Below are 26,878 nucleotides of genomic sequence, written 5' to 3'. Positions count from 1 at the left end.
GGTTTATACCCCGCTACGCGCAAGCACGCGTTCATCACCATAGCGGCAGGCCAGTTCTTCAGACGGGCGGCCCTGCTCATACGCTGTGCGGGCTACGGCCTGAGTCATTACCCCTGCCCCCGGCGCTGGTACGTGTTGCAAGGGCGTGGGGCAAACACCGTAGCGCTGCGCCAGAAGCTCCAGCACCATATGCACGGCGTGGGGCACCTGCCGGGCAACGGCCTCGGTCAATCCTCCGCCATAATCCTGCATGGTCACCGGCTGTACGCCCACCAGATGAATAGCGCGCGGTGCATGGCCACGCAGCTCCAGCAATGCCAGCACTTCCTGAAAACCGGTCTGGTGGAGGCTCATCTTCCGCGCGCCAATTGTGGCGGGCACGGCAGAGCCTTCCACATGGTGCAAGGTGGCGGGGGCGAGGCCAAAATCTATGGCATCCACTATAATCAGGGTTTCAAGGTCTTCCAGCACGGGCAGCAGGTATAGCCCCTGTGTGCCACCATCCATGATCTGCACATCCGGGCCAAAACTGTAATGCGCGGCAAGGTGCTCAACAGCCCGAACACCAAACCCCTCATCTGCCCACAGGATATTCCCGATGCCCAGCACCAGAATTTTCCGCTCATTGCCATATAGAACCGCGTCTGCCGCCACGTCTGCCGCCTCCTGCTACCCTGCGTGGGAAACAGCGAACCGGCCTGAACTGGTTCGCGCTTTTCCTGCCATTTAATAGAAGCAAGAACCATGCCAACTTCCAGAATGGCAGATACGCGACCGGGCAAATACAAAAATCCCACCAACACGTAAATGTGATGGCGGGATTTTGTGGACTCTATATTTCCAGATTGACCAGTTTTATGGTCACAATCCTCTCACTCAGGCCGGTCATCCCTGTAAGAGCGGTAGCCATTGGTCATGGCGGAGAGCAACGTCTGGCGGGACATAATATCCTCCCGCGTGACGGTGTAGATATGAATCATAACAAACAGAATAATAACCCACATACCCCAGTGGTGCAGGAAGTGAGTGCCAAGACTGCCCCCAAGCCAAGGCATGACCCAGCCAAAAACCCTGCCTTCCCAGCTATCAATTCCGGTGCCATCAGAATACAGCGCGAACCCGCTGATAATCATGAACAGGCCGGTCAGGGTAAAGCAGAAGAACAGGGCCGTACGGGCAAGCGGGTTATGCCCGATTGTTTTTTCGCCCTGCTTTTTGATAAAGGCATAGACCAGTATTTCGTCCAGCAGGCCTTTCCAGTAATCCTTGCGCCAGACCGGGATATAAAAAAGCTCCCGCGTGTAAATATTGCCCATAAAGGTCCATAAAATACGCCCGGCAAACCCTACGGCAAAAATCCACGCCGCAGAAAAATGCAGGTAGCGGATCCAGCCCATAAGAAAATGGTTACTGGCCTCCCCCGACAGTGAAGGGGGAGGAGAACCAATAAAATACCCGGTAATAACCAGCACAACGATAGAGGCCGCAGTCACCCAGTGCCAGAGCCGCACAGGGGCTTCATACACATAAATCGTGGTGAGCTTGCGCGCACGCAATGCGCGCGCGTTTTGCCCTTGCAGGTTTGTGCCCTGCAAATCCTCGTCGGTCAGGATGTTTGATTTGGATGGAACCATCGGGCTATCCCCCTTAGCGCACGGTTACGCGGGCGAGTTCATCCCCATCTGGTGCCATGACATGCGTGGCGCAGGCCATGCAGGGGTCAAACGAATGGAGGGTGCGCAGGATTTCCACCGGCTGTTCGGGGTTGGCCATGGGCGTGCCCAGAAGCGAGGCTTCGAATGCACCAATATTGCCCTTGGCATCACGCGGGCCTGCGTTCCATGTGCTGGGCACCACGCACTGGTAGTTTTCTATCCGGCCATCCTTGATTTTAATCCAGTGGCCAAGACCCCCACGCGGAGCAGCCACAAGGCCAACGCCTTTTGCTTCCTTGGGCCATGTTGCGGGGTCCCAGCGGGACATGTTGGCTGTTGCCAGATCACCATTGCGGATGTTTGTGATCAGGGCATCGTAATCATCCAGCAACTGTTGGGCACAATAATGCCCTTCCAGCGCGCGGGTTAACGTACGCCCAATGGTGGTTGGCAGCGCCTGCTGCGGAGTAAAGCTGGTGCCCGCCAGCGCGTTAAAGCGCCCCAGTGCATCATCCACCTGCGCCTTAACGTAGGGCACGCCTTTTGCATACGCCAGAATATAGCGCGCCAAAGGCCCGACCTCGCACGCATTGCCACGCCAGCGCGGTGCTTTGACCCACGAATATTTGGCGTTTTCGTCCACTGCTTCAATATTGGTGCGCGTGCCTTTGGCCCCACTGCCCAGAGCGTAATGCGGGTCGGTTACCCCATCCCATGGATGCAGCCCAATATCTTCACGGCCCTGCCCGTAGCTGTACCAGCTATGGGTTACAAACTCCTGCACCTGTTGCGGGTCACGGGCATCAATCGGGTGGATTTCGTTCCAGTTGCCATTCAGGATTACACCACCGGGCAGACGGTCGGTGGATTTATCCCCCTGCACAGTTGGGTAATCGCCGTAATCCATGAGGTTATGGTTTGCCAGACCACCACCGTAGAGCCAGTTTTTGTAATAGCTGGCAATCGCGATAACATCGGGCACATACACGTTTTGCGAAAACTCGTAAGCTTCATCCAGCTTTTGCTTGATGAAGTTCAGGCGCTCCATGTTCAGCGGAGCCCCTGCTGCCATGTCCCCATCAATATTGATCGCGCAGGGAACGCCGCCAACCATGTAGTTGGGGTGCGGGTTCTTCCCCCCCAGAATGGTATGGATTTTTACAATTTCTTTTTGAAAATCCAGTGCTTCAAGGTAGTGCGTTACAGCCATAAGATCGGCTTCGGGCGGGAGCAGATAGGCTTTGCTGTCCCAGTACCCGTTTTTGAAAATGCCGAGCTGCCCGCTCTCCACAAATTTTTTCAGCCTGTTCTGCACATCGCGGAAATAACCAGGAGAAGATTTGGCATGATTAGGAGAAACCGATTGCTGCAACATGGATGTTGCACGTGGGTCCGCCCGCAGGGCATTGACCGGGTTAACCCAGTCCAGCGCATGCAAGTGGTAAAAATGCACGACATGGTCATGCCATGCCAGAACCTTGGCCATGATCTGGCGGATAAGGAATGCATTGGTGGGAATGCGAATATCCAGCGCATCTTCCACCGCACGCACGGAGGCCAGAGCATGGCAGCCGGTGCACACACCGCAGATACGCTCCACAAAAGCCCATGCGTCACGCGGGTCGCGCCCACGCAGAATAACCTCCAGCCCGCGCCACATTGTGCCGGTGGAAACCGCATTGCGGATGATGTTCTGCTCATCCACATTAACCTCAACGCGCATATGCCCTTCAATGCGGGTCAGCGGGTCCACCACAATGCGCTTTCCACCGTTATCAAGCGCAAAACCGTTTGGTGTCTGGAGCGTGGTCATTGGGCATCATCCCCTTTGTAACGTGCGCGGCTGAGCGCGCTTATGGCGGCGTGGGCGGCAAGGCCCGCACCTACGGCTCCGGCGGCAACCATGCCTACCTTGTCCGCACTGGCTTCTATGCCAAAACCCCCGACATTCTGGAGCCTTGCGTACCATGACCCCTTGTCCCAGAACCCATCTTCAGAGCAGCCAATGCAGCCATGACCGGACTGGATGGGGAAGGACACGCCATCATTCCACCGCACGGTAGAACAGGCGTTATAGGTGGTTGGGCCTTTGCAACCGACCTTGTAGAGGCAGTACCCCTTGCGGGCCCCTTCATCATCAAAGCTTTCCACATACTGGCCTGCATCAAAATGCGGGCGGCGGTAGCATTTGTCGTGAATGCGCTGGGAGTAGAACATTTTGGGCCGCCCCTGCCGGTCAAGTTCGGGCAGGCGGTCAAATGTAAGCATGTAGGTAATAACGCCGGTCATGACCTCGGCAATGGGCGGGCAACCGGGCACCTTGATAATGGGCTTGTCCAGGATAACCTTGTGGACGGGGGTTGCCTGTGTGGGGTTGGGCCGAGCCGCCTGCACGCAGCCATACGAAGCGCATGACCCCCACGAGATAATGGCCTTGGCCCCGCTGGCCACTTTTTTAAGCTGCTCCACAAATGGCTTGCCGCCAATAATGCAGTACATGCCATCTTCATTAAGGGGCGGGTTCCCCTCCACGGCCAGAATATAGTTGCCGTGATACTTCTCCATGACCTCGTCCAGAATGGCCTCAGCCTGATGCCCGGCAGACGCCATAAGGGTATCATCATAATCCAGCGAGATCATGGACAGGACCACATCCTTGACCAGCGGATGCGCCGAGCGAATAAAGCTTTCCGAGCAGCAGGTGCATTCCAACCCATGCAGCCACAATACGGGCAGGCGGGGTTTGGTTTCCATCGCGCTGGCAATCTGGGGCACAAACTCAGGCCCCAGACCAAGGGCCGCAGCGGTAAGCGAGCAGTATTTGATAAACGAGCGGCGGGTAATGCCCTGCCGTCGCATCACGTCATAAAACGTTTCAAGTCCAGCCATCAATGAAGACGTCCTCCTCAGGCGGCGAACCAGAACAGGTCCGCAATTACCTACAAGGAGAAAGCAAGAAGTGTGCCACGCCCCAAAAAGGCAGGCGGCTCCGCCCCAGACACGCCAATGGACACAGCCCTGCCGACAGAATTGGCAGCCAGCTTTCCACTTTTATCTGTTATTTCAGGCCTGACTGTGCCGGTATGCCGCCACCGCAGCCTGCCCCACGGCCAGCCCGCCATCCCCCGCAGGTACACACGCGGGCAGGAGCACGCGCAACCCGGCGGCCTGCAAAAGCGGCACTAGCAGGCCCACAAGCACACCGTTATGCATAACCCCGCCCGCCAGCGCCACCGTACCCACCCCCGTACGCCGGGCAAGCTGGCCTGCGGCTTTGGCCAGAACACGCACCAGCCCGGCATGGAACGCCCAGGCCAGTTCGGGGGCAGCAACCCCTTCTGCCAGCCTGTGCAGGCCAGCGCGCCACATGGGAGCGGGATCTATTTCCAGCAAGGTGCCGCACAGATGCAAACCAAACTCCAGCGGCTCACAGGCTCCTTCTGCCCTTTCAGCCAGCGATTCCAGTTGCATGGCGGCCTCTCCCTCATAACTCAGGCGGGTTGGGGCCGTGCCAACAAGGGCTGCCATGGCATCAAACAGGCGCCCGGCGGAGCTGGTCAGGGGAGCATTAACCCCCGCACGTACCATGGAGCGCAGGGCATCCACCGGCTTGTCCTTTAGCGCGCAGAGTTGTGCCTGCACTTTGCAGGCCTCCTCCGCCCCCAAAGCGTTGTCCAGATGTGCCAAAAGCATGCGCCAGGGTTCACGCGTAGCTTTTTCTCCCCCCGGCATGGGCACTGTGGCCAAACGGCCCAAGCGGGTCATATGGGCATAATCACACATCAGTATTTCGCACCCCCATAAGGTGCCATCCGGCCCATAACCCGTACCATCAAGCGCCAGCCCCAGAACTGGCCCCTGCTCCCACCCATTCTCGGCCATAGTAGCGGCAATATGAGCATGGTGGTGCCAGACTGTTTCAAGCTGCCAGCCGTGATCTTCCGCCAGTTTTTGCCCTATAGCACGGCTGCGGTAACCGGGGTGGGCATCCACCGCCACAATGGCGGGCGTTTGCCCGAACAGTGCCCTGTAATCCGCCAGAGCTGCCAGCATAGCCTGCTCCGTAGCCAGTTGCGCCATATCCCCCAGATGGTGGGACAGCAGAGCCCGCCCGCCCTGCGTCAGACAGAACGCGGCTTTTAAATCCCCTCCCATAGCCAGAACGGGGGGAGCTTTTGCCATAAGAGCCGGTAGCGGCAGTGGCTCTGGTGCCAGCCCCCGGCCCCGGCGCAAAACCCGTGCTTGCCCGGCCAGCACACGCACCACGCTATCATCCAGCCGCCTGGCAATAGGCCGGTTGTGCATGAGCCACGCATCCGCAACGCCCTGCAAGCTCTCCAGCGCTTCGGCATTATGCACAACCTGCGGCTGCCCCGAACGGTTTGCGCTGCTCATGACCAGCGGCTGACCAACTTTTTGCATGAGCACAACATGCAGCGGCGTATAGGGCAGAAGCAGCCCGACCCGCTCCATACCCGGGGCCACATTGGGTGCAAAAGCCCGTTCCCTGCGCTGGCGGACCAGCACGACGGGGGCTGAGACATCCTCCAGCGCCTGACGCTCCGCAGCACAGAAATGGGCATAGTCTTCCGCCATAGCCATATCCCGCACCATAACCGCAAGCGGGCGGGTGGGCCGTTTTTTGCGCTCCCGCAGTGCTGCAACAGCCACCTCCGAACCCGCAAGGCAGGCCAGATGAAAACCGCCGATCCCCTTTATGGCCACCACCTGCCCCGCCAGCAGACTGCTCACGGCCTGATCAAGCGCCCCATCCCCCACAACAGGATTGCTCCCCTTTTGCCCGGAGACAAACGTCAACCGGGGGCCGCACACCGGGCAGGCAACGGGCTGGGCATGGAAGCGCCTGTCCTGCGGGTTGGCATATTCGGCCCCACAGGCGGGGCACATGGCAAAGGCCGCCATGGTCGTGCGGGCACGATCATACGGAATGCCGGTGACAATGGAAAAACGTGGTCCGCAATCTGTGCAGTTTGTAAAAGCATACTGGTAGCGGCGGTCTTTTTTATCCGCAATTTCCGCAATGCAGGCGGGGCATATAGCCAGATCCGCCACAATGCCAGCCTGCACCGTACCAGGCTGGCTGGCCTGTATGGTAAAACCCTGCCAGCCTTCGTCCTGCGCCGTGCTGCGGCTGATCGCCACAATGCGGGAACGAGGGGGCGGGCTTGCGAGCGCATCCACCAGTGCCGCCACCCGCTCTGCTGGCCCGGCCACGACAATCCGCACGCCATCGCCCCTGTTGCTCACATAGCCCCGCAGCCCCAGTTTTTGCGCAAGACGCCATACAAAAGGCCGAAAACCAACCCCCTGCACCAAACCTGTTACAAAAATTTCCTCAGCACACTCGGGCATTAGTGCACGGTACATGCCATGCATGGGTCAAACGAGCGCACAATATGCTGCACGGAAAGCGGGGTCTGCTCCCCCTCTTTTACGGGAGCCCCCCTTAGCGCGTATTCAAGCGGGCCTTCCACCCCGGCGCTGTCTCGCGGTGAAAAGTTCCATGTTGTCGGGGCTATAATTTGATAGCGCGAGATCAGCCCTTTTTCCACGCAAAGCCAGTGGCCCAGAGCACCACGGGCGGCCTCTGTCATGCCTATGGCGCGCCCATCGGGCACGGTGCCGGGCTGGGCGTGGCACCACGGCTCGCCCGGACGCAAAGCGCGGACCCATTGCTCCATAAGCGGCACAAGCCGTGCAACCTCCACAAGCCGCGCCACCACGCGGGACAGAACATTCCCACCATGATCAGCCACAAGTGCACGCACCAATGGCTGGCCTGCCATAAGCTGGCGGGCCAGAGCGCCTGTCTCGCACGGCAACCCCGCCATGCGGGGAGCCTTGCACCATGTGTAGGACGCATCCTCGCGCATATGGGGTTCGGTCGTGCCTTCAAACGGAGGCAAAGGCTGCGGGGCCTGCGCCATATGGCTGAAGGTGTGATCTTCCCGCACCTCTTGAATATTCAAGGCTCGCACGGCCCCGGATTCAAAAATACCAGAGCGCCAGTGGCGTTGCCGGGGATCAGATTCAAAACCCGGATACGCTCCAAAACTTAAAAACCGATCGTAGCTGCGCCCACTGTGCTGCAAGGCAAGGTCCTGGGCAATTTGTAAAAACAGCCCAAAATCTGATCCGTTCTGTTTATCCCTCCAGTGGCGGAGGTCCTGCGGGGCGGACAGGGCGGCAACATCCTCCAGCCTTGCGCCAAACAGACTTTCCTCCAGCGCGGCGCGTACACCCCCCAGAATACCCAGCAGGCGTGTGCATTCCTGCTTTTCCACCCCGCGGGACAAACCGCCGGGCTGTATGGCCAGCGTGTGCGGCCAGTGCCCTGCCAGAATACCCATAACATGCAGTGCCAGTGCCCGCGTTTGCAAAATACCGCGCACGGCACTCCCGCGCAATGCGGCAAAACGCTCATACGCACGGGGGTACCAAGGCCGTCCCTCATAATCCGGGCGGGCAAAATCGGGCATGAAGAACAGGTGAAAATGCGTGAGGTGATCTGCCAGATTTTCAGTCGCCAAAATCAGGTTGGTGGCAAGCTGGCCGTTATGGGTTGGCACCACGCCCATAACACCGCCCAACGCGAGTGCGGCAGCATGAGACTGGGAGACAGAACATATGCCACAGATGCGCGGCGCAATAACCAGTGCATCCATGGGGGTGCGGCCTTCCAGCACCCGCTCTATACCCCGGAAGAGCGGCGCATTTACCCAAGCCCGCTCCACCTGATGCCCCACAACATCCAGCCGCACCTCCAGATCCCCTTCCACGCGGTTGAAAGGGCCTGCCACCAGCCGGGTTTTTGTCTGCTCCACCATATATGCGCCTACCCCTCCGCCCCCGTGCTACTTGGCGGCACAAGCAGATGATCGCTTACCGCGTTGCGGGCAACACGCTCCGGCGTTGCCGCCTTTGCCAGCGTGGAGAGCGCAACGAACCATGCTTTTGGCATATCGGTTGGTAAGCCAACAGGAATACCGGCTATACGCGGCGTTTGAGCAAAAGGGTGTCCCGGCTCCTCAAACTCGGGGGCTGTGCAGTTAATGCAGGCATAGCCTCCTCGTGTGCAGGAACCTTCCCCGTTCCACAGGCGGTTGTTGCAGTCCGCATGGGCCTGTGTGCCGACACACCCCATATATTCCATCATGCAGCCCAACTGGGCGGGCTGGCGCGCACTGGCCTTGTATTCGTAATACTCATTCCGCGTGCAGCCCTGATGCACAAGCTGGTCAGCATACAGGCGGGGGCGACCGACTGCGTCCATATCCTCCGCGTGCAGGTTTTCCTGTGCCAGCAGGGCCAGTGTCTCAATCACCCAGCCCGGATGCGTCGGGCAGCCTGCGATATTCACAACCGGCAAACCGGATTGCGCCCGAAAATCCGCCCCCAGCGCTCCACCAGGATGCACACCTTCATACTGCAACCCACAGGCATCCAGAATATTGGGGGACGCCGCAGCCATACCGCCATAAGCCGAGCAACTGCCCACAGCCACAACGTAACGCGCAACTGCGGCCAACTGGCGGACCCATTCCATCATGGGCAAGTCCGTGCCCCCCATAACATGGTAACGGCCCGTGCCTTCTGGCCCACGCAGCACGGCCCCTTCCAGACACAGGGCATCCATCCGCACTCGGCCAGCCAGAATGTCCGCCAGCAGAGCCTTGACCTCCGCACCGCTTTGCTCCGACAGGCTGGGATGCCACAAAAACTCCACACCCGCACCGCGTAGCTGGGCCACAAGGTCCGGGGTTTCAGCGCACAGGAGCGACATGCTGCACCCGCCGCACCCGCCGGACTGAAGCCACAGAACAGTAAAAGCCATGCTCTCCCTACCCTTCTTCCGGCAACACGGCTGGCCCGCCATCCGGGGCAAATGCGGGCAGGTCAAACGCCACAACCGCACCACCCTGCGCCCCGTTACGCACCGTAAACTGCCCCCCATGGTCGGATACGGTGCCATAGCAGATGGCAAGCCCTAACCCCGTTCCCTTGCCGACAGGCTTGGTTGTAAAAAACGGATCAAATATATGGCCAGCCACATCGGGGGGGATACCGCTCCCGTTATCGGCAATCTGCACGCGCACGCGCACGCCATCCCGCTTTGCTGTCACGCACAGCACAGGGTGTGGCACATCTTCCATGGCATCGAGCGCATTCTGCACCAGATTCATGACAACCTGCTGCATGCGCCCTGCATGGCCTTCAACCTCCAGCGGCTCTTCCACATCCATGCGGGTTTCCACAATACGGTCCGCGCTGGCAAGCACCCATTCCAGCCCCGTACGCACAACGCCTGCCATGTCGAACACAGCCCCAGCACTCCGCCGGTCTGATGAAAAGCGGCGCAGGTCGGCCACAATATCACGCACGCGCTCGGCACCTTCTACAATACCGTCCAGCGTACCCCCCAGTTCGGAGACAACCATATCCACCCGCAATGCCTGCCGCTCCTGCGCAAACAGGGCTGCGCCGGGCTGGGCGTGAATGTGCTCCAGATACGCGACCAGCCGGGGAACAAAGCGTTTGAGCGTATAGGCATTGCCATACACGAACGAGATCGGGTTATTCAGCTCATGCGCAACCCCGGCAACCAGCCGCCCAAGGGATGCCATTTTTTCGGCCTGTACCAGCTGCACATGGGCAGCCTTGAGGTTACGGTGCGCCTGATCCAGCTCGGAATAAGCGCGCCTGACCTCCCCCAAGGGCCGACCAAGCAGCACAATGCCGGAAAGGCGTTGCCGCCGGTCGTATAACAGCGTGCCATTAACGGCAAAAGGCAGCGCACCCGATGTGGTGGAGAACTGGAACTCCCTGTCCTCCAGCCCCTGCCGCCGGGTCATGCTGCTTGCAACATCCTCGGCTTTCAAGCCAGATGAGGGAGCTATCAGGTCCTCCAGCCGCACGCCGACAATGCTTTGCCCTTCTGGTGCAAACAGTTTTTCCGCAGCCGTATTCGTGCGCACGATGCGCAGTGCCGTATCGCACGCCACCAGCACATCGGACATGGATTCAAACACGCTGGCCATAAATGCGTGCGCTTCTTCCAAAGCGGCATTTTTACGCTCCAGCTCCACCTGCTGGCCAATAAGCTGGCCCCAGGTTTCTTCCATTTTACCTATAACGTTCAGCCATATCTGCTCGCCCTCGGCGGAGGCGTTAACAGGCTCGGGCTGTGGGGCCTTTCCGGTCAGCATTGACGGCCCTCCCCTTAATTCATACGTGAACGTGGCGGGGATTATAACACAGGCCCAAGCGCCGCCTACCCACAGAAAACGAAACAAAAAACATAACCAGAGCATTTATATTATTGTTATTCATTAATTCACTTGTGCCCTGCTATTCATATCTGGACACGTCTATCCTGACCTTACGCTTTGGAGCATTTCCCAGCATGAACCGCGCTTCTCTTTTATTTTCGGCGGCTTCGGCCATCATTGCCTTCAGCACCCTCAGCCCCGTATCCGCCCAGACCATTACCAAAGCGTCTCAGGTCCAGTCTGGCACCTATGCGGTGGAAGCCGGCCATACCCAGATCGGGTTTTCCGTCCTGCATTTTGGGTTTACCAACTACTACGGTGCATTCTCCAACGCATCGGGCACACTGGAGCTGAATGCCCAATCCCCCGCATCTTCCAGATTATCCGTGACCATTCCGGTTGCATCCGTTCAGACAACCAGCTCCCAGCTGACTGATGAACTGAAAGGCCCGCAGTGGTTTGATGCGACAAAGTTCCCGAATGCGACCTTTGTTTCGACCAGCATTAAAATGCTTGGCCAGAATGATGCGACAATCCACGGCAACCTGACCCTGCACGGCGTTACAAAGCCGATTACCCTGAATGCGCATTTTGTAGGGGCTGGCATTAACCCGATGGACAAAAAATATACGACCGGATTTGACGCCACAAGCACCTTCAACCGCAGCGACTTCGGCATCAAGACCTATGTGCCTTATGTGAGTGATTCCGTAACCCTGCGCATTTCCGGTGCGTTCGAAAAGCAGAATTAACCGTCCCGCCTGCGCACCACATGGCAACCCTGCTTTTTTAGAATGTAGTGGCAGCCATGTGGCGCGCAGGCCCTTTGTGGCTGCCCCCTAAGCACAATAATGTTAGGCGCAACCCAACTGAATAATCATCATCCACACAACAAATAAGCCCATTCCCTGCTGATCCATCAATTCAGCACACAATATTTCCCGCACATAATTCATTGAAAATCCAGAAAAAATCTTGGATTTATTATTACTCCTCACGGCCTGTTCAGCCCCTGAGTTCTCCCTTTAGTCGGCCATGGAATCCTGCGGGGCTTACATACCTGCCTTATCTGCCAAACGTAAATAATACAGAATGATTGATATATATCATTGTCTATGGTGTATTTAGGGTCGAAGCATGGCCAACTCACACTCGGGCACTATGGTTGTGGCCTGAACAGGCTTTATTAAACCCGTATGCTCGTTTTGGCTGAACTTTTGACTGAGCGCCCCGTTTACCAAGGCGCCAGACCAGCCCGGTACCGCTGCACAGGATAATACCCATCTATGAACGCCGATCCCCTGTCTGGTCAGTTTGATTTTTCTACCCTTCCTGATCTGGCGACTCTGGGGCAAACACTTTTCAGGAAAGTTCCGATCGGGACAGTCGTTGTGCGCCTGTCCGATAGCCAGATTCTCCTGCGCAACCCGGCCTTCCGCCATATTGCGGACGACAAGATTACCACCATGTCCGCACTGATCGACACCAGCTGCGTGGACCCCAAGCAGCAGGAACAGCTCCGTGCTCAGGTCCGGCATGCCAAAAGCCGGGCGGATCGGGAGGACACAAGCGAACTGCCAGAACTGGTGCTCGACCTTAAAGGCGCAGATGGCAGAATACGCATTGTGCAGCACTATGCGCTCATGTTCCATAAGCAGGGCATAGCGATTGGGATTTTCCGCGATATTTCAGACATCAAGCGCAAATACCGCGCACTCCAGAAAGATGCCTTTACAGATGAACTGACCGGCGTTGGCAACCGGCGCGGCCTGATGGAACGCTGGAATGAGGAAATAGAAGACGACCCCGCGCAGGCCATAGGCTTCCTCATGATTGATCTGGACCAGTTCAAACCAATCAATGACACATACGGCCATGCCACCGGGGATAACGTGTTGCGGAGCATGGCCCGCAGGCTGCGCAAAAGCGTGCGTAAAAGCGACTATGTCGTGCGTATGGGCGGGGATGAATTTGGTATTCTGCTCCCCGGCATTGAGAGCAGAACCATGCTGGATACGGTCAGCAACAAACTGCTGGCTGCCCTGCGCCGCCCGGTAACGGTTGATACGCTCAAACTCTCCCTGTCGGGCAGTATTGGCGGCGGGCTTTACCCCGAGGACGGCAAGGACCTTGCTGCCATTATGGTCCATGCTGACCAGTCCATGTACAGCACCAAAAAGAAAATTCCTGCCAGAAAGCGCTCCCAAAAGCCCCTTGTCACCATCAAGCCCCCTGCACCTTAAGGTGCTCCGGCCCCTGCGCCCGGCCACATAGTGGGCACGCTCCTACGCCTGACCAGCCCGACTGCTCCATGCAGGCAGGAGCACTAGCCTTTTATTCCTCATGCTCTGCGGGATGCAGCACGTGCGGGAATGCGGAAGTGCTGAAAAACGCGATCAGAATACCACACAGTGCAACCGCAAGAGCCAGAGGTGTCAGCACCGCAAAGCCTGCCTGTGTCAGCACCACACCCCCGGCGGCAGAACCGAGCAGAATACCGGCATTGCTTGCGGCGTTAATGGCAGCACCGGCCACATCCGCCCGGGTAGCACGGGCCCGGATTGCGCCGGACATAACAAACGGAATAATGGCGGAATAACCAATACACCACAGACCCACCGCCGCGACAGACATCCAACCCGACAGGATATGCCCATACAGAAGACCCATGCCCACAAGCATGGCCATACCGCTGGCCAGCATACCCGCAGCCGGTCGGCGGTCCACAATCTGACCTGCACCCCATAGGCCCAGAATACTCAGCCCTCCGGTAAGCAGCAGAGCAATGCTGAGCACACCATTGGACAGCCCATGCTCAAGCAGGAGCGGCGTGACATACGTGTACAGCAGGTTGTGTGCGAAAAAGAAGACCGCATCCACCAGAACCACAACCAGAAACGTGCGCATGACCTTGCGCGAGACAATGCTGGGCAGGCTCTCCTTGACATGCACGGCAGAAGAGACGGGTGGCAGAAAAAACGCAATACAGAGCGTGAGCACAACGGCAATGCCGGTCATGATGTACATAGCCACGCGCCAACTGGCCAGATGCCCGACAGCCGCGGTCCCCGGCACCCCCAGAATAGCCCCGAGTGATGTACCGCCATACACGAACGAAATAGCCCGCCCGGTCATTCCCGCAGGCACAAGGCGGGCCGCGTAAGCCGAGACAATGGACATAAGCAGCGCATGGGCCAGCCCGCCAATACAGCGGCCTGCGCATAGCACAACAAAAGTAGGTGCCATGGCCACCACCAGATTGGACACCACATAGCCCGAGAGAGAAACAAGCATAAGCCGCTTACGGTCGATATGTGCGGTCATAATAGTCAGGGGCACGGCACCAAGGGCCACCATAAGCGCAAAAGCACTCACGGCCAGCCCGGCCTGACCTTCCTGTATATGGAAGGTCCCGGCCATTTCTATCAGTATGCCAACGGGTGCGACCTCACTGGTCAGCGCCGTAAAGGTGCAGGCAAACAGCGCCCAAAGCCCGATACTGGCTCCGGGGGGAAGATTTTTAAAAAGCATGACAACCTGCTTTAAAGACAGAAATACGGATTTATACCGTGTGTGCGGCGCCCTTCTGGCACTTCCTGCACCAAAGCGAAACACCTAAATGCTGTATAAACGAAGGGAGTTGGCTTTATTTCTTATATTCCGAAATCTTATAAAACTGTCATGCCAGCCCCGATTTTGCCTACGTTAACCATGGGCAGCAGACCATACCAACCTCGCCTGCACCCTATACTCCGGCACCCCACCCGGCCGTGCGCCTCCGGGTACCCCCCGCACCGGCCAGAGCCTTACCCGGTATAACGGGCCAAAAACGGGCCTGTTGTGCTGCCTTGTGTGTGTGCCACGTCATACGGCACACCCTGCGCCACAATGCACCCTCCCCGGCTGCCTGCTCCCGGGCCCAAGTCAATAACCCAGTCGCTCCTTGCAACAAGCCGCATATCGTGCTCGGCCACCAGAACGGTATTACCGGCCTGCACCAGCTCATGCAGATGTTCCATCAGCCTGTCTGCATCAAACGGGTGCAGGCCGGTTGTGGGCTCGTCCAGCACATAAAGCGTGTGGCCACGCCGCTGTTTCTGCAACTCCGTTGCCAGCTTGATCCGCTGTGCCTCCCCACCGGAAAGCTCGGTTGCAGGCTGCCCCAGAGTAAGGTGCCCCAGCCCGCCACGTTGCAGTGTGGCCAAAATCTGTGCCGGACCCGCATCTTCGGCCAGGAACAGGCAGGCTTCATCCACCGTCATGGCCAGAAGGTCGGCAATGGAACGGCCACGGTAAGTAACCTCAAGCACCTGCGGTTTGTAACGCGCTCCATGGCATGTGGGGCATGGCGCGTACACACTGGGCAGAAACAGCAGCTCCACCATGGTTGCCCCGGCCCCTTCACAGGTTGGGCAACGCCCCTTGGGCAGGTTGAAGGAGAAGTACCCCGCATCATACCCCCGCTTTTGTGCCAGCTCCGTTCTGGCATAGAGTTTACGGATCATGTCAAACAGACCCGTATAGGTCGCAAGGTTGGAGCGGGGCGTGCGCCCTATGGGTTTTTGGTCAATGACCACCAGACGCCTGATATGCTCCAGCCCCTCCACAATATGCCCTTGCGGTTCCCCCATGGGGTTAGAGGCTACAATGGGGTCCTCTTCCTTCTCCACCACCGGGGTTTGCCCCAGCGCGCGGGCGACAATGCTGGTTAACACCTGACTGACCAGAGAGGATTTACCCGAACCCGACACCCCCGTAACCGCAACCAGCGTGCCAAGAGGAAAAGCCGCAGAAAGATTATCCAGATTATTCCACGTCATACCATCCAGCCGCAGCCATGCCCGCGGCGTTCTGGGCGTGTAGGCCACTCGGGCGGAAGGGGCGAACACGTAATGGCGGGTGTGGGACGCAGCAATACCTTCCAACCCGGCAAGGGGACCGGAATACAGTATCTCTCCCCCCCGTGTGCCCGCCTGCGGCCCTACATCCACCACCCATTGCGCATGGCGGATAATATCCAGATTATGCTCAACCAGAAAAAGCGAGTTCCCTGCGCGGCGCAAGCGCTCCAGTGCGGTAAGCAGGGCCTGTGTATCCGCCGGATGCAACCCGGCTGATGGTTCATCCAGCACATAGACCACTCCAAACAGGTTGGAATGAATCTGCGTGCCAAGCCGCAGGCGCTGGTATTCCCCGGGCGAGAGGGTCTGCACGCCCCGATCCATTTGCAGGTAGCCAAGCCCCAGTTCTTCGAGCACACCAATCCGGGCGGCCATGTCCTGCACAATCCGCTCCGCGGCAATGGCCGTTGCATCTGCTGCGGGCTTTGCGCCAATAGTCGTGCGAAGTGTTGCGGCTATTGTTTCCAGCGGCAAGGCAGTCATGGCAGCTATTGTGTACCCGCCAAATGTTACACGCAGGGCATCGGCATTAAGCCGCTGGCCATGGCAGGCCGGGCAGAGTGTGGTGGTCATGAATGCCTCGACCCGGCGGCGCATCATGGCACTTTGCGACTTGGCAAATGTTTGCAGAATATATCGCCGCGCCCCGGTAAATGTACCTTGGTATGCTGGCTCCACACCCTGCGCCATGGCCTGCACCACCTGCGCGTGGGTGAGGCCGGGATAGACCGGGTGTGTTGGGGTTTCTTCGGTAAAAAGTATCCACTCGCGCGTTTTTTTGGGCAGGTCGCGCCAGGGAATATCAACATCAACACCTCTGGTGATCAGAATATCCCGCAGGTTCTGCCCCTGCCATGCACTCGGCCACGATGCCACAGCCCGCTCACGGAGTGTGCGTGATGGGTCTGGCACCATGCTCTCCTCCGTAACATCATGAATACGGCCCAGCCCGTGGCAGCGTTTGCAGGCCCCCATAGGCGTATTGGGGGAGAAGGATTCCGCCTCCAGCCGAGCCAACCCCGGAGGATAATCCCCCGCACGCGAGTACAGCATGCGCAGCAGGTTGGAGAGTGTTGTAATACTCCCCACGGACGAACGGCCCGAACTCCCTCCGCGCTGTTGCTGGAGTGCTATGGCCGGGGGCAGTCCATCCACCCCGTCCACATCGGGAACGGGCATCTGCTGAAACAGCCGTCGGGCATAGGGCGAGACAGATTCCAAATAACGGCGCTGGGCCTCTGCGTACAACGTGCCAAATGCCAGCGAGGACTTGCCCGAACCTGAAAGCCCCGTAAACACAACCAAACTGTCCCGCGGAATGCTCAGGCTAACATTCTTCAGGTTATGTTCACGCGCACCCCGCACATGCACAAACCCGTTATCTGCCTCCCGGCCTGCTTCTTCCACTGGGTGCCTGCTGTGCATAGGGGATTACCTTACTCCTGTGGTGCCCTGAGTTCCGGGTCCTTGAACCGGCGGTTGGCCAGCACGGGCAGAACCTCACGGGTTGCGCGCATACGCTCCTTGTCCACAGTGGCAAAGAGCAGGTCCGGGCCACTCCCCGCGCGAACCACGGCAACCCCCATGGGGTCCACCAGCATGCTGCACCCTATGTTGCGGGGGCCGCATTCGCCCACGGCGGCCACGTAGCAGGTGTTCTCCAGCGCACGGGCCGTTACCATAACCTCCCAGTGCCATTCCTTGCCGGGGCCGCGCACCCATGCGGCTGGCACGCTCAACAGGTCCGCACCACGCACCACAAGGGAGCGTGCGACCTCGGGGAAGCGCACATCGTAACAGGTCATCAACCCCACACGTATATCCCCCACCTGCACAATGGGGGGGAGTTCCGTGCCGGGCACATAGTCGTTTGATTCCTTCATGTTAAAGGCATCATACAAGTGCAGCTTACGGTAACAGGCCACCACCCCGGTCGCATCAAGCACAATCTGGCAGTTATGGGTCAGCGCAGGTACGGCGGGGGTGGCAATGCAGCAGATAACGCTCAGCGCCTTACCAGCCAGCGCGTTAACCAGCCCGCTGACAAATGGACCATCCAGCATTTGCGCCGTGCGTACGGTAATGCCGGGGTCGTGCATATCTGCCGCGATAATGCTCTCTGGCAGAATAAGCAGCCCGGCCCCTTCCGCCGCAGCCCGCTCGATCAGGGATACGCATTGATCAAGATTGACGCGCCATTCCGGTGCAACGGCAAATTGTCCTAGAGCGATTTTCATCCGAGGAATCCTTAGGGGCCAAACCAGCGGCAGACGCAGGCACGCACACCAGCGCATCAGCTTGGGTAAAAGCATAACCGATCAGGCGCAAAATCAAACCCCCGACACCTGACTGCCTGATCATCCCAGCCCGGTTATTCATCATCAAATCATCACACTTTGCCCGGTGCTGTTTGGCGTATTGGAAGTATTTCTGCCCATGCCAACAAAAGGCCTGCCCCATGCGCCTGCGTGCTTTTGCCCTTTGCACTGTAACAGCCTGTGCGCTCCTGCACGGAGGGTTGGTGCAGATAACGTGGGCACAGCCCGCCCCGCTGCCGGATGGACGGGCCGTGCTGCCCCCACCACCCACTGCGGGCTCACTGGCGCAGGAAGCAGACAGGCAGGCTTTTGAAGCCACACGCGCACTCCGGGGCAGTCCGCGCTGGCAACTGGCTCATGATGATGCCGACCTGAACCCGCAACACATCATACGCGATTTTTCCTGTGCCGCAGGATTTGCGCTTATCCCCGACAGGCTGCCAGCCCTGCTAACCCTATTGAACGCACTGGCCAAACCACTTGAACAACGCGTTACGGAAGAAAAAAACTTCTGGCACAGGACACGGCCCTTTGTTGGCACCACGCAGGATATCTGCACCCCCGATGCGCGAACAAGACTGACCAGCAGCTTTGCCTATCCCTCCGGCCATACAACATGGGGGTGGATGGTGGCCTCCATTCTGGCCAGCGCCCTGCCTGAGCGCGCCAGCCAGATTATGCAGCGTGGCCGGGTTTTTGGGGAAAGCCGCATTGTTTGCGGGGTGCACTGGAAAAGCGATGTGCAGGCTGGCTACATAAACGGGAGCACCATGTTTGCCGCATTGCAGGCACAACCGTGGTTTACACAACAGGTCGCAGCAATCCGTAACGAACTGGAGCAGTTGCAAACCCACCCTGGCGCGCCCGATGCCGCAACCTGCGCCATTGAGCATGAGGCCGCAACAAACGCATACTAACCTCACACGCCCGGCCCCACAGCGCGGGGCCGTAGCCTATGGGGCAGCAAAGAGGCGGCCCCACAGGCTGGATTTTACCAGCTATACCCTATGCTGGCCTGTGCGTTGCGGCGCTCCCCAAAGAAGCAATAACCACCAACACCACCATCGGCATAGCAGTTGCCAATATAGTTCTTGTCAAACAGGTTGCGGACATTGGCCGAGATCTTCCACCCATGCAGAGAGGGGGAAGCATTGGACAGGTCATACGACACGGCCGCATCAAACAGGGCGTATTGTGGCAGCCATACACTCCCATTTTCCAGTTCACCGCCATATGTTTTGGCCGTGTAGCGCATCCCGCCCCCAAAGCCGAACCCTTTCAACCGGCCCGAAGGCATGGTGTAGAATGCAAACAGCGAGGCATTCCCTCTGGAAGACTGGGTTAAGGGCTTACCGGTTGAATCATCCTTGATTTTTTGAACACTGACCGCTGCAGTCAGCATCAGATTACGGAAGGGTTCTGCGTGAGCTTCAAATTCAAAACCATCCGAATGCACCAGCCCGCTCTGGGTGTAGCTCTCCATGGCTGGAGGAATGGCGACAAGGACATTGCTCTGCTCAATATGGAACCCTGCAACGCTCAGCAAAAGAGAACTGCCGGGAAGCTGGTATTTTAACCCGCCCTCCAGCTGCTTGCCTATGGAGGGAGACGCCTGACGCGTCACCCCGCTGACAGATGTTGCAACATTCCCAACCTGCGGCTGAAAGGAGGTGGAGTAGCTGATATAGGGAGAAAGCCCGAAGTCGAAGTGATAAAGGCCAGAAGCACGCCACGTAATCTGGCTGGAGCTCTGCCTGTCATCCGCAGGCGTAATGTAGGTAATCCGGTGAGCATGGAACCAGTCATTCCGCAGGCTGCCGGTTAGAATAAAACGGCGCCAGCGGATTTCGTCCTGCGCGTAAACACCAATCTGCTGTGAATCCACCCGGTACCCTACGGAGGGGCTCATGTCGGGGATGGCCATATTATAATCAGGGTGCAGCACATCCATGTCCGGTGCAGTGCCCGAACTTTCATTATCCAGGGATTTCTGCTGCATATAATCCAAGCCAACCATCAGCGTATGCCGCAATGCGCCAGTATGAACATTCCCCTTGAACTGGCTATCAAATGCCAGATTCCGGTTATGCTCATGCGCTCCGTAGGAGGAACGACCAAGCATGGTGCCACTTGTCATGTCTGCGCTATCGTAATCGCCTGAATTGAGCACACTGCGATACGTTGTCATAATATCATCGTAACGGCCGCGCGTGCTAAAGCTCCAGTCCTCATTAAACCGATGGTTCAGGATATAGGTAATCCCACCCTGCCTGCGGTTGTATTTTTCAAAAGCTGCGTCCCCATCATAAAAATTGCGGGGGAGATAGCCAAATGTGCCGCGTTTGAGCGACCCCACAAGTGGCGCGCCGCCATAGGATCCATTTTCGGGGTCATACTGGTAATTCCCCAGCAGGGTCAGGGTTGTTGGCCCATCCCCCCCAAACGTAAAGGCCGGGCTGATGCTAAAGCGCCTGCTCCCCGTTCTGGCAAGCTGGGTATGCTGCCCATTGACCGTGCCATACAACCGATAGCGCACAAGACCATCATCCGTTGCAAACCCGCCGACATCGGCATCAACACGGTAAAGGTCGAACATACCCCCTGTTGTATTAACACTGCCGTAAAATTTCTGGTCCGTTGGCAGCTTGCTGGACAATGCCGTAAGCCCCCCGGGGCTGGACTGGCCATACAGTGCAGAAGCCGGGCCTTTAAGCAGTTCCACCCGCTCCAACCGCGATGTATCGGTCTGGGCAATGGCAAAACCCATTGGGCTGTCCTGCAGTTTCAGCCCGTCCAAAAACGTGGGGACGGTAAAGCCGCGCAGGTCAAACAGATCATACCGCGTGCCCTCCCCGCCGCGGGTATCAGCCGTTATCCCCGCCGCATAACGCACCGCCTGATTGAGCGTTAAAACGCCGCGTGTATCCATTTCATCCCGCGTGATCACGGTCACGGATTGTGCGGTTTCAACCAGAGGTGTGTTTGTTTTGGTTGCAGAAGACGCCATGACGGAAGACCGGCCGTGGCCACGGACCTCCACCAGTTCATCCTGCGCAATGCGGGCTTTGGCTGGCTTGGCTGCGGTGTGTGCAGGTGTGGCGGTTTGTGACTGCGGGCGATTATCCGTCTGCGCATCCTGCTCTGCTGCGAACGCGGCGTCACTCAGAGCAAACGAGATGAAAACCGTATAAAAAAGTTTGCTGCGCTTCATACCCAACTCGTTTCGTTACCGGCTTCTCCTTACAGAGGGCAGCTGTCGGTATTCTTATTAATAATGAGACTTAATTGCGCTCCTATCCATATTCATAAAAGTCAGCAAGCAGCACCCCGTGCCATTGGCCCAAACGCGACACTATTCCGCCTGAACGCCAAAACCCGACTGCCCGATACCCGACAAGCGGGCCCGGCATGACGCACGGATATGATTTATTCTGGTGGGAAGGGAAAAAGCGCAGCGCCGCAATGGGCGCAGGAGTGCGTAGAGCGATCGCTTTTACGAGCGAGGTGTTGGCAGGGAATTAACCCGCAATGTGCTGGGAGCTACGCCAAACGTGCGATGAAACATGGTGCTGAAGCTACCGGCATTATCATAACCAAGGTCAAACGCGACCTCCGCAATGGATTGCCCTGTAGCAAGCCGGGAGGCTGCCTCCACCACCCGGACCCTGCGCCGCCATGCAGCAAAACCCATACCCATTTCCTGCTGGAAAAGCCGGGTAAACGTGCGCCGCGCCATGCCAGCTTCCCGCGCCCAGTAATCAATATCGCGACAATCCCCCGGCTGAGCGGTAATGGCTTCGCAAACACGGCGCAGACGGGGGTCTGATGGAAAAAGAAACCTGTCTGCAATACGCGGCGCGCGGGCAACTTCATCCACTAACAGCCGGGCAATGGCGGACATGCGTTCATCCATGTCAAAATTAAATGTCATGGCAACAATTTCGTCCACCAGCCCGCGCACGAGCGAGGAGGCATCGAACATCTTGCATGGCAACGTATCCGCCCCGATCAGGCTGGGCGCGACATATACAACCTGAAAAGCCAGATCGGTCCGGCACGTTGCCTGATGCACAACATTGGCCGGTAGCCAGATTGCCTGCCCCGGCCCAAGCACAAAGCTCTCATTGCGTGTATTAACGGTTACGCTCCCGGCCAGAAAAACCGAGAGCTGCCCCCGTTCATGGGCATGGAACGCATCCACAAACCCACCTGTATAACAATCGGAAAACCCGACAACGGGAGGCGGATGCCGCGGGAAATCGGCAGTTCGTTTCATGACGCTATAATCCAGTCCATTTTTTACAAAACCACCCAATGGACTGCCTTCAGGCTTGATCAGGCCGCATTATTTCAGATTTTGAGCCCAAATATCAAGTCTGTTCTATTAGGCCACAATGCGTGGCAATACGCCTTCCCCCGCTCCAAAGCCGACGGCACAAACTTCATCCGGTATTATGGGCTTTCTCGTCCGGCTTGCATGGCACAAAAAACATTTGTCCATTATTTTGAGTGCTCACAAGGTCTGGCACCCCTCGCTCCCGAACTCTGGTGTTGCCACGCATGCGGGCATTGCAGGTTCAAAACTGAGAATGCCCCAGCCAGCGCACATCGCACACTGGCTGGGTCAATACCTGCATTCAGGCTTAGTAATGACCGCGTAGAGTAAAGCTGAACGTACGGGGTTCACCATAAATCATGCCATCGTAAAACCCTGCCTGCCGGACATAGGTGCGATCGGTAAGATTTGTAATGTTGCCTGCAATATCAAGCCAATTCGCAACACGATAGCGGGCCATGATATTGATAAGCGTATACCCTTTAACCCGGAGGTTGGATGCATCATACTTGCCACCCCCAAGAGGACGCCCCGGGTTGGTTGTCCATTCCGTGCTGGACTGGCTGGACACACCCCCACCAATGGTAAGATGATGCAGTTTTCCGGGGAATGTGTAGCTCGTTGTCAAACGTACAAGGTGATGCGGGTCCTGACGATAGCTCAGGCCTTTTTCGTAAAGATAGCTATACCCAAAAAAGACATTCCAGCCGGGCAGCAGCTCGCCGGAGGCATCAAAGTCGATCCCTTCCGTTTTCACGCCGTTGACTGAATCGTAAATGGCCTCACCCGTGGTAACGTTTGTGGCACCTGTTGCCTGTGCTACGTTACTCTGCCGATTAAGATAAAAAGCCAGAGATGTATTCAGGCGCTGTTTGAAGAATGCCCCTTTCAAACCCGTTTCATAGCTCTTGCCCATAACCGGGTTGAGAGGTTTGTTATCAGAATCCCGCAGGTTTGACTGAGGCGTATAAACGTTTGTGTAGCTTCCATAAATCGACATGGTTTTGGTAAAATCATAAACCATACCAGCATAAGGCGTTAGCACTGCGTTCTGCTGCCCTGTGCTGGAAGAACCGGAATACTGGTTTGCCTTGTTATAAGTGCCCGTATAAGCCTGATAACTGCTGATACGCCCACCCAGAATAAGCGACAGCCCCTTGGCCAGCACAAAACGCCCGGATGTATAGGCACCATAATTACGCGTAACATCAACCTCACGCGCGTGGGTGCGATGCGTTACAAAGTTGGGGTAAGAGCCATCCCATGTCTGCCAGTTCGCAATGGGCAACCCGGTCGCGCGGTACTGGCACCCTGAATACGGTGTAACCCCGGCAATGGAGCAGTTCCCCAAGGCATTGCTGAATGTGTATTGCGTCAGCTCGTCATTATAACCGTTAAAGCCGAACACAAGCTGGTGCTCATGCCCCAGAAAATGCACCGGGCCAGAGACATGCACATCAGCATTGTCGCGTGCATCTTCATACTCGGCATGAAGAGCATTCAGATAAGCGCCTGTGCCGTCCTGATTCCAGAAACCACCATAGGTTTTCCGTGTTGCATTGTTAATTTTTGCAACGCCAAGGTTGTTATAGGAACTCCCCTGCGTACGCATGTACCCAGCCTTCAGGTGCCAACCGGCTGAGAAATCATGATCATAGTTAATAAAAGCGGTGTACTGGTCGCGGGTGGCCTGGCTCCAGTCTGCCGCAGGGTTTGTGCTACGGGAGAGGTTTGTTTTTGTCCCATCAGCATACCAGATTGGCACGTTTGTCCCCCAGGATGCGCCATCATTTTGGGTTCGTTCATACTGGAAGCCAAAATTAAGGGTATCACGCGAGGATATGTCCGCCGTAAAGTTTGCCAGCGCGCCAATACGGTTAACGTGTTCACGCACACGAAAAGTATCCGTATCATCCCACGAAAAAACATACCGGCTACGGATGGTGCCCGAGTGGTTTAATGGCGCATTCAGGTCCGCCATAACGCGGTGCTCGTTCCAGTTCCCCAGCCTTAACAGGCCATTGGCGGAAAATTCGCGCTGCGGTGCCTTGCGTTGCAGGTAAATTGTTGCGGATGGATCCCCCGTCCCGCCCAGCAGACCATTGGCACCACGGACAATCTGCACGTTGTCGTACAGGTCCATGTTCATGGACGAACCCACACCACCAAAACTGGTTGAGGCATCAATCTGCATGCCATCAATCTTGTAGTTGGTAATATCAAAGCCACGTGCACGGTAGGTTGTGCGACCGGCATTATCGTTGGCGTAAGAGGTAACACCGGGGGTCGTGTTCAGAACATCATCAAGGCTATTGATCTGCTGATCATCCATGACCTGCCGGGTCATGACGGTAACAGTCTGTGGTGTTTCTCGCAGGCTTAGCGGTAAACCGGTTGATGCGCTGGTTTCCGATGCCGTGTAACTGCCGCGGTCCCACCTGTGGGCCTTAACCAGAATACTCTCGTCCGCCTTGGAAGCGACATTGACGATGGTCTTCTGGTTTTTATTCGCCTTTACCGCTGGGGTTTTAGGGGCGTCCGCTTTTTTTTCCAACACTTCGTCTGAAGTTGTCTTGTTATTCTTATTATACGCCGCGTCTGCTGCCTGTGCAGACAATGCTCCCCCCAGAGAGAGGAATGTCGAGGCCAAAAGAGCGGTTACGCGGAAAGATGTTACGGGACGGAGTGTCACATCAAGGTCCTACCAAAGAGGTTAATGCGAGTCATTCTCATAAGCAGCGCGTCTAGCAGACTCCCGCCCTCACCCAAAGTGACAATATATTACAATTTATTCATATTTCTTGTGATTGTGATACCAGATAGAAGGAACCCGGCGGTATTCCCGCAGACAAAAAGGTATCGCCCTGCCAGATAATCCCCGTATTCTGAATGGAATTCTGTAGGTGTTCTGCAATAGCCTTTAGTGAGACTATGCCCCTAACAGGCATGGTCCATATAAAGCTGTATACACTTATTTTATCTGGAAACTGTTCATATCCATGCTTTCAGGAGCACCAGAGCACTATGGATAAACGCGCTCCGCACAAATGAGAATATGTCGCAATTAGGCGTCTCCTTCATGATCCTTATCGTTCCCAATACAATGGCCAAAAATTCTTATGCCTGCTTCGGAAATAAATATCTTATTATTTGAACAAATAATCCGGATTTAAAATATATATTAAACACCATTAAATAATATTTCCCAAAATTATGCTATAAATACTGTTAGAAACATTTCTTCTGAAAAGAATTTATAAAAGGAATGAGACACAGTGCCACTAGAGATAACACAACCGAAATTAGAAAAACTGTCTCGTATCCTGTCCTGCCAGCCACAAAGGCACCAGTCGCTCCAAGGGAGGCTGCCGCAATAGCGCTTGCACTTTGAAATAATGTAAAATCTATTCCGGGTTGATGAGGAGCCGTAAACGCCATTAGTCGAGAATAACTGGCAACAAAACTGGCCGCCATAAGGGCTGCCTCACACACAAAGAGGGCGAACAGAATGGATATGTGCAGGAACTGAAGTTTAATCGAGGAAAAAATCACAGCAAGCAAAGCAGCCTGACAGATGGCAATAAGATACATGCCGTTTTTTGCACCGGCTTTGCGCACCACAATACCGCCAATAACTGTGCCGCATAGACCTGCAACAACACCACCCATACCATTAAAAACTCCAACAGTATTGAGCGGAATACCCTGATCAATCAAAAAAGGACCAGTCAAACCCTGCACTAACCGACCACTCATTTCATACGTCATGGTCAGAACAATGCCACACCATATTTCTCCCCTTCTAAGTGCATTCAAAAGGCCGGGGCGTAACTCTTGAGGTCTGACCAGAAAAACCTCTCTGTTTTCATGGTTATAAAAGAACATTGGAGCTGTAAGGCTTAAAACAGTAAAAGCCATAACAAAGCAGCCAATCTGCCACCCCAAGGCACCATATAGGCTTACAAAAACACTTCCACCCAATACCAGGCCAATATAGGCACCGCCCACCTGCGCCATATTGCCTTTTCCCCTCTCGTTTTCCGGGATCTGTTCAATAAGGAATGCATCGCAGGCAATATCCACGATTGTTGCGGAAACGGCCGCACACAAAAGAAGCATTAGCAGGCCGGAAAATAACCAAGGGGGCCAAAATGCAATCACACATAATACCCCAGCCGTAACACCCCCCCCCCACCAGAATGATCTTGCGTGAGTGCCTGCGACCAGTTGGGGCAATGCGCAGCCTCTCAACAGGCTGCGCCCACAGGAATTTTATAGCCCAGATCAGCATAACCAATGAGAGCAGACCTATTTTCCCTAACGAGACATGCTGGTTGCGCAGAATGGTTGGTAAACCGACAAACGTAAGCCCGCCCAA

Annotated in this window: 19 protein-coding genes; 3 read left to right on the top strand and 16 right to left on the bottom strand. The window is 56.6% G+C overall.

What is annotated here, in order from left to right; translation table 11 throughout:
- Positions 1 to 3 precede the first annotated feature (3 nt).
- The 8 genes from ACSYTG_RS05245 to ACSYTG_RS05210 form a co-directional block, all read right to left on the bottom strand.
- On the bottom strand, positions 4 to 654 hold the full coding sequence (locus tag ACSYTG_RS05245; RefSeq protein WP_489783977.1) for a HyaD/HybD family hydrogenase maturation endopeptidase: 651 nt from the start codon (positions 652 to 654) through the stop codon (positions 4 to 6).
- 218 nt (positions 655 to 872) lie between these two features.
- Entirely contained in the window at positions 873 to 1,634 is a 762-nt protein-coding gene (gene cybH, locus ACSYTG_RS05240; protein WP_086646434.1) for a Ni/Fe-hydrogenase, b-type cytochrome subunit, read from the bottom strand.
- Positions 1,635 to 1,647: 13 nt separating this feature from the next.
- Positions 1,648 to 3,468, bottom strand: a complete 1,821-nt coding sequence (locus ACSYTG_RS05235; protein WP_095349795.1) for a nickel-dependent hydrogenase large subunit — start codon at positions 3,466 to 3,468, stop codon at positions 1,648 to 1,650.
- The gene (locus ACSYTG_RS05230; RefSeq protein WP_025825895.1) at positions 3,465 to 4,544 is read right to left on the bottom strand and encodes a hydrogenase small subunit; all 1,080 of its coding nucleotides are present in this window, start codon (positions 4,542 to 4,544) and stop codon (positions 3,465 to 3,467) included. The genes ACSYTG_RS05235 and ACSYTG_RS05230 overlap by 4 nt, the downstream gene beginning before the upstream one ends.
- 174 nt (positions 4,545 to 4,718) lie before the next feature.
- Positions 4,719 to 7,028 carry a carbamoyltransferase HypF gene (gene hypF / locus ACSYTG_RS05225; RefSeq protein ID WP_489783976.1) on the bottom strand — a complete coding sequence of 770 codons (2,310 nt, stop codon included), beginning with the start codon at positions 7,026 to 7,028 and terminating at the stop codon, positions 4,719 to 4,721.
- A complete protein-coding gene (locus ACSYTG_RS05220) occupies positions 7,028 to 8,503 on the bottom strand; it encodes a nickel-dependent hydrogenase large subunit (RefSeq protein WP_489783975.1) in 1,476 nt (491 codons plus the stop codon). The genes hypF and ACSYTG_RS05220 overlap by 1 nt, the downstream gene beginning before the upstream one ends.
- Before the next feature lie 8 nt (positions 8,504 to 8,511).
- On the bottom strand, positions 8,512 to 9,510 hold the full coding sequence (locus ACSYTG_RS05215; protein WP_165925963.1) for an NADH-quinone oxidoreductase subunit B family protein: 999 nt from the start codon (positions 9,508 to 9,510) through the stop codon (positions 8,512 to 8,514).
- A 7-nt stretch (positions 9,511 to 9,517) separates the two neighbouring features.
- Positions 9,518 to 10,882 (bottom strand): sensor histidine kinase, encoded by a 1,365-nt coding sequence (locus ACSYTG_RS05210; RefSeq protein WP_095349792.1) that lies wholly within the window; start codon positions 10,880 to 10,882, stop codon positions 9,518 to 9,520.
- 197 nt (positions 10,883 to 11,079) lie between these two features.
- Here ACSYTG_RS05210 and ACSYTG_RS05205 point away from each other — a divergent pair, with 197 nt between their 5' ends.
- Both ACSYTG_RS05205 and ACSYTG_RS05200 read left to right on the top strand, forming a co-directional pair.
- Positions 11,080 to 11,697 carry a YceI family protein gene (locus tag ACSYTG_RS05205; protein WP_095349791.1) on the top strand — a complete coding sequence of 206 codons (618 nt, stop codon included), beginning with the start codon at positions 11,080 to 11,082 and terminating at the stop codon, positions 11,695 to 11,697.
- A gap of 534 nt (positions 11,698 to 12,231) precedes the next feature.
- On the top strand, positions 12,232 to 13,188 hold the full coding sequence (locus tag ACSYTG_RS05200) for a GGDEF domain-containing protein (RefSeq protein WP_095349790.1): 957 nt from the start codon (positions 12,232 to 12,234) through the stop codon (positions 13,186 to 13,188).
- A gap of 91 nt (positions 13,189 to 13,279) precedes the next feature.
- Here the strand turns inward: ACSYTG_RS05200 and ACSYTG_RS05195 are convergent, their stop codons facing one another.
- The 3 genes from ACSYTG_RS05195 to ACSYTG_RS05185 all read right to left on the bottom strand — a co-directional run bounded on the left by ACSYTG_RS05195 (position 13,280) and on the right by ACSYTG_RS05185 (position 18,083).
- Positions 13,280 to 14,476: an MFS transporter gene (locus ACSYTG_RS05195; RefSeq protein WP_489783974.1), complete on the bottom strand. Its 1,197-nt coding sequence runs from the start codon at positions 14,474 to 14,476 to the stop codon at positions 13,280 to 13,282.
- Positions 14,477 to 14,751: 275 nt separating this feature from the next.
- Positions 14,752 to 17,271, bottom strand: coding sequence for an excinuclease ABC subunit UvrA (locus ACSYTG_RS05190; RefSeq protein ID WP_489783973.1), 2,520 nt, complete (start codon positions 17,269 to 17,271; stop codon positions 14,752 to 14,754).
- Positions 17,272 to 17,282: 11 nt separating this feature from the next.
- A complete protein-coding gene (locus ACSYTG_RS05185) occupies positions 17,283 to 18,083 on the bottom strand; it encodes a deaminated glutathione amidase (protein ID WP_278741026.1) in 801 nt (266 codons plus the stop codon).
- Positions 18,084 to 18,304: 221 nt separating this feature from the next.
- Here ACSYTG_RS05185 and ACSYTG_RS05180 point away from each other — a divergent pair, with 221 nt between their 5' ends.
- Positions 18,305 to 19,081: an acid phosphatase gene (locus ACSYTG_RS05180; RefSeq protein ID WP_489783972.1), complete on the top strand. Its 777-nt coding sequence runs from the start codon at positions 18,305 to 18,307 to the stop codon at positions 19,079 to 19,081.
- Positions 19,082 to 19,155: 74 nt separating this feature from the next.
- Here the strand turns inward: ACSYTG_RS05180 and ACSYTG_RS05175 are convergent, their stop codons facing one another.
- The 5 genes from ACSYTG_RS05175 to ACSYTG_RS05155 form a co-directional block, all read right to left on the bottom strand.
- Complete coding sequence (locus tag ACSYTG_RS05175; protein WP_415436884.1) at positions 19,156 to 21,375, bottom strand: TonB-dependent siderophore receptor; 2,220 nt, start codon at positions 21,373 to 21,375, stop codon at positions 19,156 to 19,158.
- Positions 21,376 to 21,657: 282 nt separating this feature from the next.
- Positions 21,658 to 22,440, bottom strand: a complete 783-nt coding sequence (locus ACSYTG_RS05170; RefSeq protein WP_086646422.1) for an AraC family transcriptional regulator — start codon at positions 22,438 to 22,440, stop codon at positions 21,658 to 21,660.
- A gap of 367 nt (positions 22,441 to 22,807) precedes the next feature.
- Positions 22,808 to 25,192 carry a TonB-dependent siderophore receptor gene (locus ACSYTG_RS05165; protein WP_264802378.1) on the bottom strand — a complete coding sequence of 795 codons (2,385 nt, stop codon included), beginning with the start codon at positions 25,190 to 25,192 and terminating at the stop codon, positions 22,808 to 22,810.
- Positions 25,193 to 25,728: 536 nt separating this feature from the next.
- Positions 25,729 to 26,661, bottom strand: coding sequence for an MFS transporter (locus ACSYTG_RS05160; protein ID WP_491706447.1), 933 nt, complete (start codon positions 26,659 to 26,661; stop codon positions 25,729 to 25,731).
- On the bottom strand, positions 26,552 to 26,878 hold the full coding sequence (locus ACSYTG_RS05155) for a hypothetical protein (RefSeq protein ID WP_491706446.1): 327 nt from the start codon (positions 26,876 to 26,878) through the stop codon (positions 26,552 to 26,554). The genes ACSYTG_RS05160 and ACSYTG_RS05155 overlap by 110 nt, the downstream gene beginning before the upstream one ends.

The organism is Acetobacter sp. ESL1128 (assembly GCF_058505085.1).
This window is presented reverse-complemented; position numbering and strand designations above follow the sequence as displayed.

What these genes read in the sequence shown, in the direction of transcription:
- ACSYTG_RS05235 (WP_095349795.1), bottom strand. Translation starts at nt 3,468, where the DNA reads ATGACCACGCTCCAGACACCAAACGGTTTTGCGCTTGATAACGGTGGA.
- ACSYTG_RS05210 (WP_095349792.1), bottom strand. Translation starts at nt 10,882, where the DNA reads ATGCTGACCGGAAAGGCCCCACAGCCCGAGCCTGTTAACGCCTCCGCC.
- ACSYTG_RS05220 (WP_489783975.1), bottom strand. Translation starts at nt 8,503, where the DNA reads ATGGTGGAGCAGACAAAAACCCGGCTGGTGGCAGGCCCTTTCAACCGC.
- cybH (WP_086646434.1), bottom strand. Translation starts at nt 1,634, where the DNA reads ATGGTTCCATCCAAATCAAACATCCTGACCGACGAGGATTTGCAGGGC.
- ACSYTG_RS05205 (WP_095349791.1), top strand. Translation starts at nt 11,080, where the DNA reads ATGAACCGCGCTTCTCTTTTATTTTCGGCGGCTTCGGCCATCATTGCC.
- ACSYTG_RS05230 (WP_025825895.1), bottom strand. Translation starts at nt 4,544, where the DNA reads ATGGCTGGACTTGAAACGTTTTATGACGTGATGCGACGGCAGGGCATT.
- ACSYTG_RS05200 (WP_095349790.1), top strand. Translation starts at nt 12,232, where the DNA reads ATGAACGCCGATCCCCTGTCTGGTCAGTTTGATTTTTCTACCCTTCCT.
- ACSYTG_RS05185 (WP_278741026.1), bottom strand. Translation starts at nt 18,083, where the DNA reads ATGAAAATCGCTCTAGGACAATTTGCCGTTGCACCGGAATGGCGCGTC.
- ACSYTG_RS05170 (WP_086646422.1), bottom strand. Translation starts at nt 22,440, where the DNA reads ATGAAACGAACTGCCGATTTCCCGCGGCATCCGCCTCCCGTTGTCGGG.
- ACSYTG_RS05175 (WP_415436884.1), bottom strand. Translation starts at nt 21,375, where the DNA reads ATGAAGCGCAGCAAACTTTTTTATACGGTTTTCATCTCGTTTGCTCTG.
- ACSYTG_RS05190 (WP_489783973.1), bottom strand. Translation starts at nt 17,271, where the DNA reads ATGCACAGCAGGCACCCAGTGGAAGAAGCAGGCCGGGAGGCAGATAAC.
- ACSYTG_RS05195 (WP_489783974.1), bottom strand. Translation starts at nt 14,476, where the DNA reads ATGCTTTTTAAAAATCTTCCCCCCGGAGCCAGTATCGGGCTTTGGGCG.
- ACSYTG_RS05215 (WP_165925963.1), bottom strand. Translation starts at nt 9,510, where the DNA reads ATGGCTTTTACTGTTCTGTGGCTTCAGTCCGGCGGGTGCGGCGGGTGC.
- hypF (WP_489783976.1), bottom strand. Translation starts at nt 7,028, where the DNA reads ATGCCCGAGTGTGCTGAGGAAATTTTTGTAACAGGTTTGGTGCAGGGG.
- ACSYTG_RS05180 (WP_489783972.1), top strand. Translation starts at nt 18,305, where the DNA reads ATGCGCCTGCGTGCTTTTGCCCTTTGCACTGTAACAGCCTGTGCGCTC.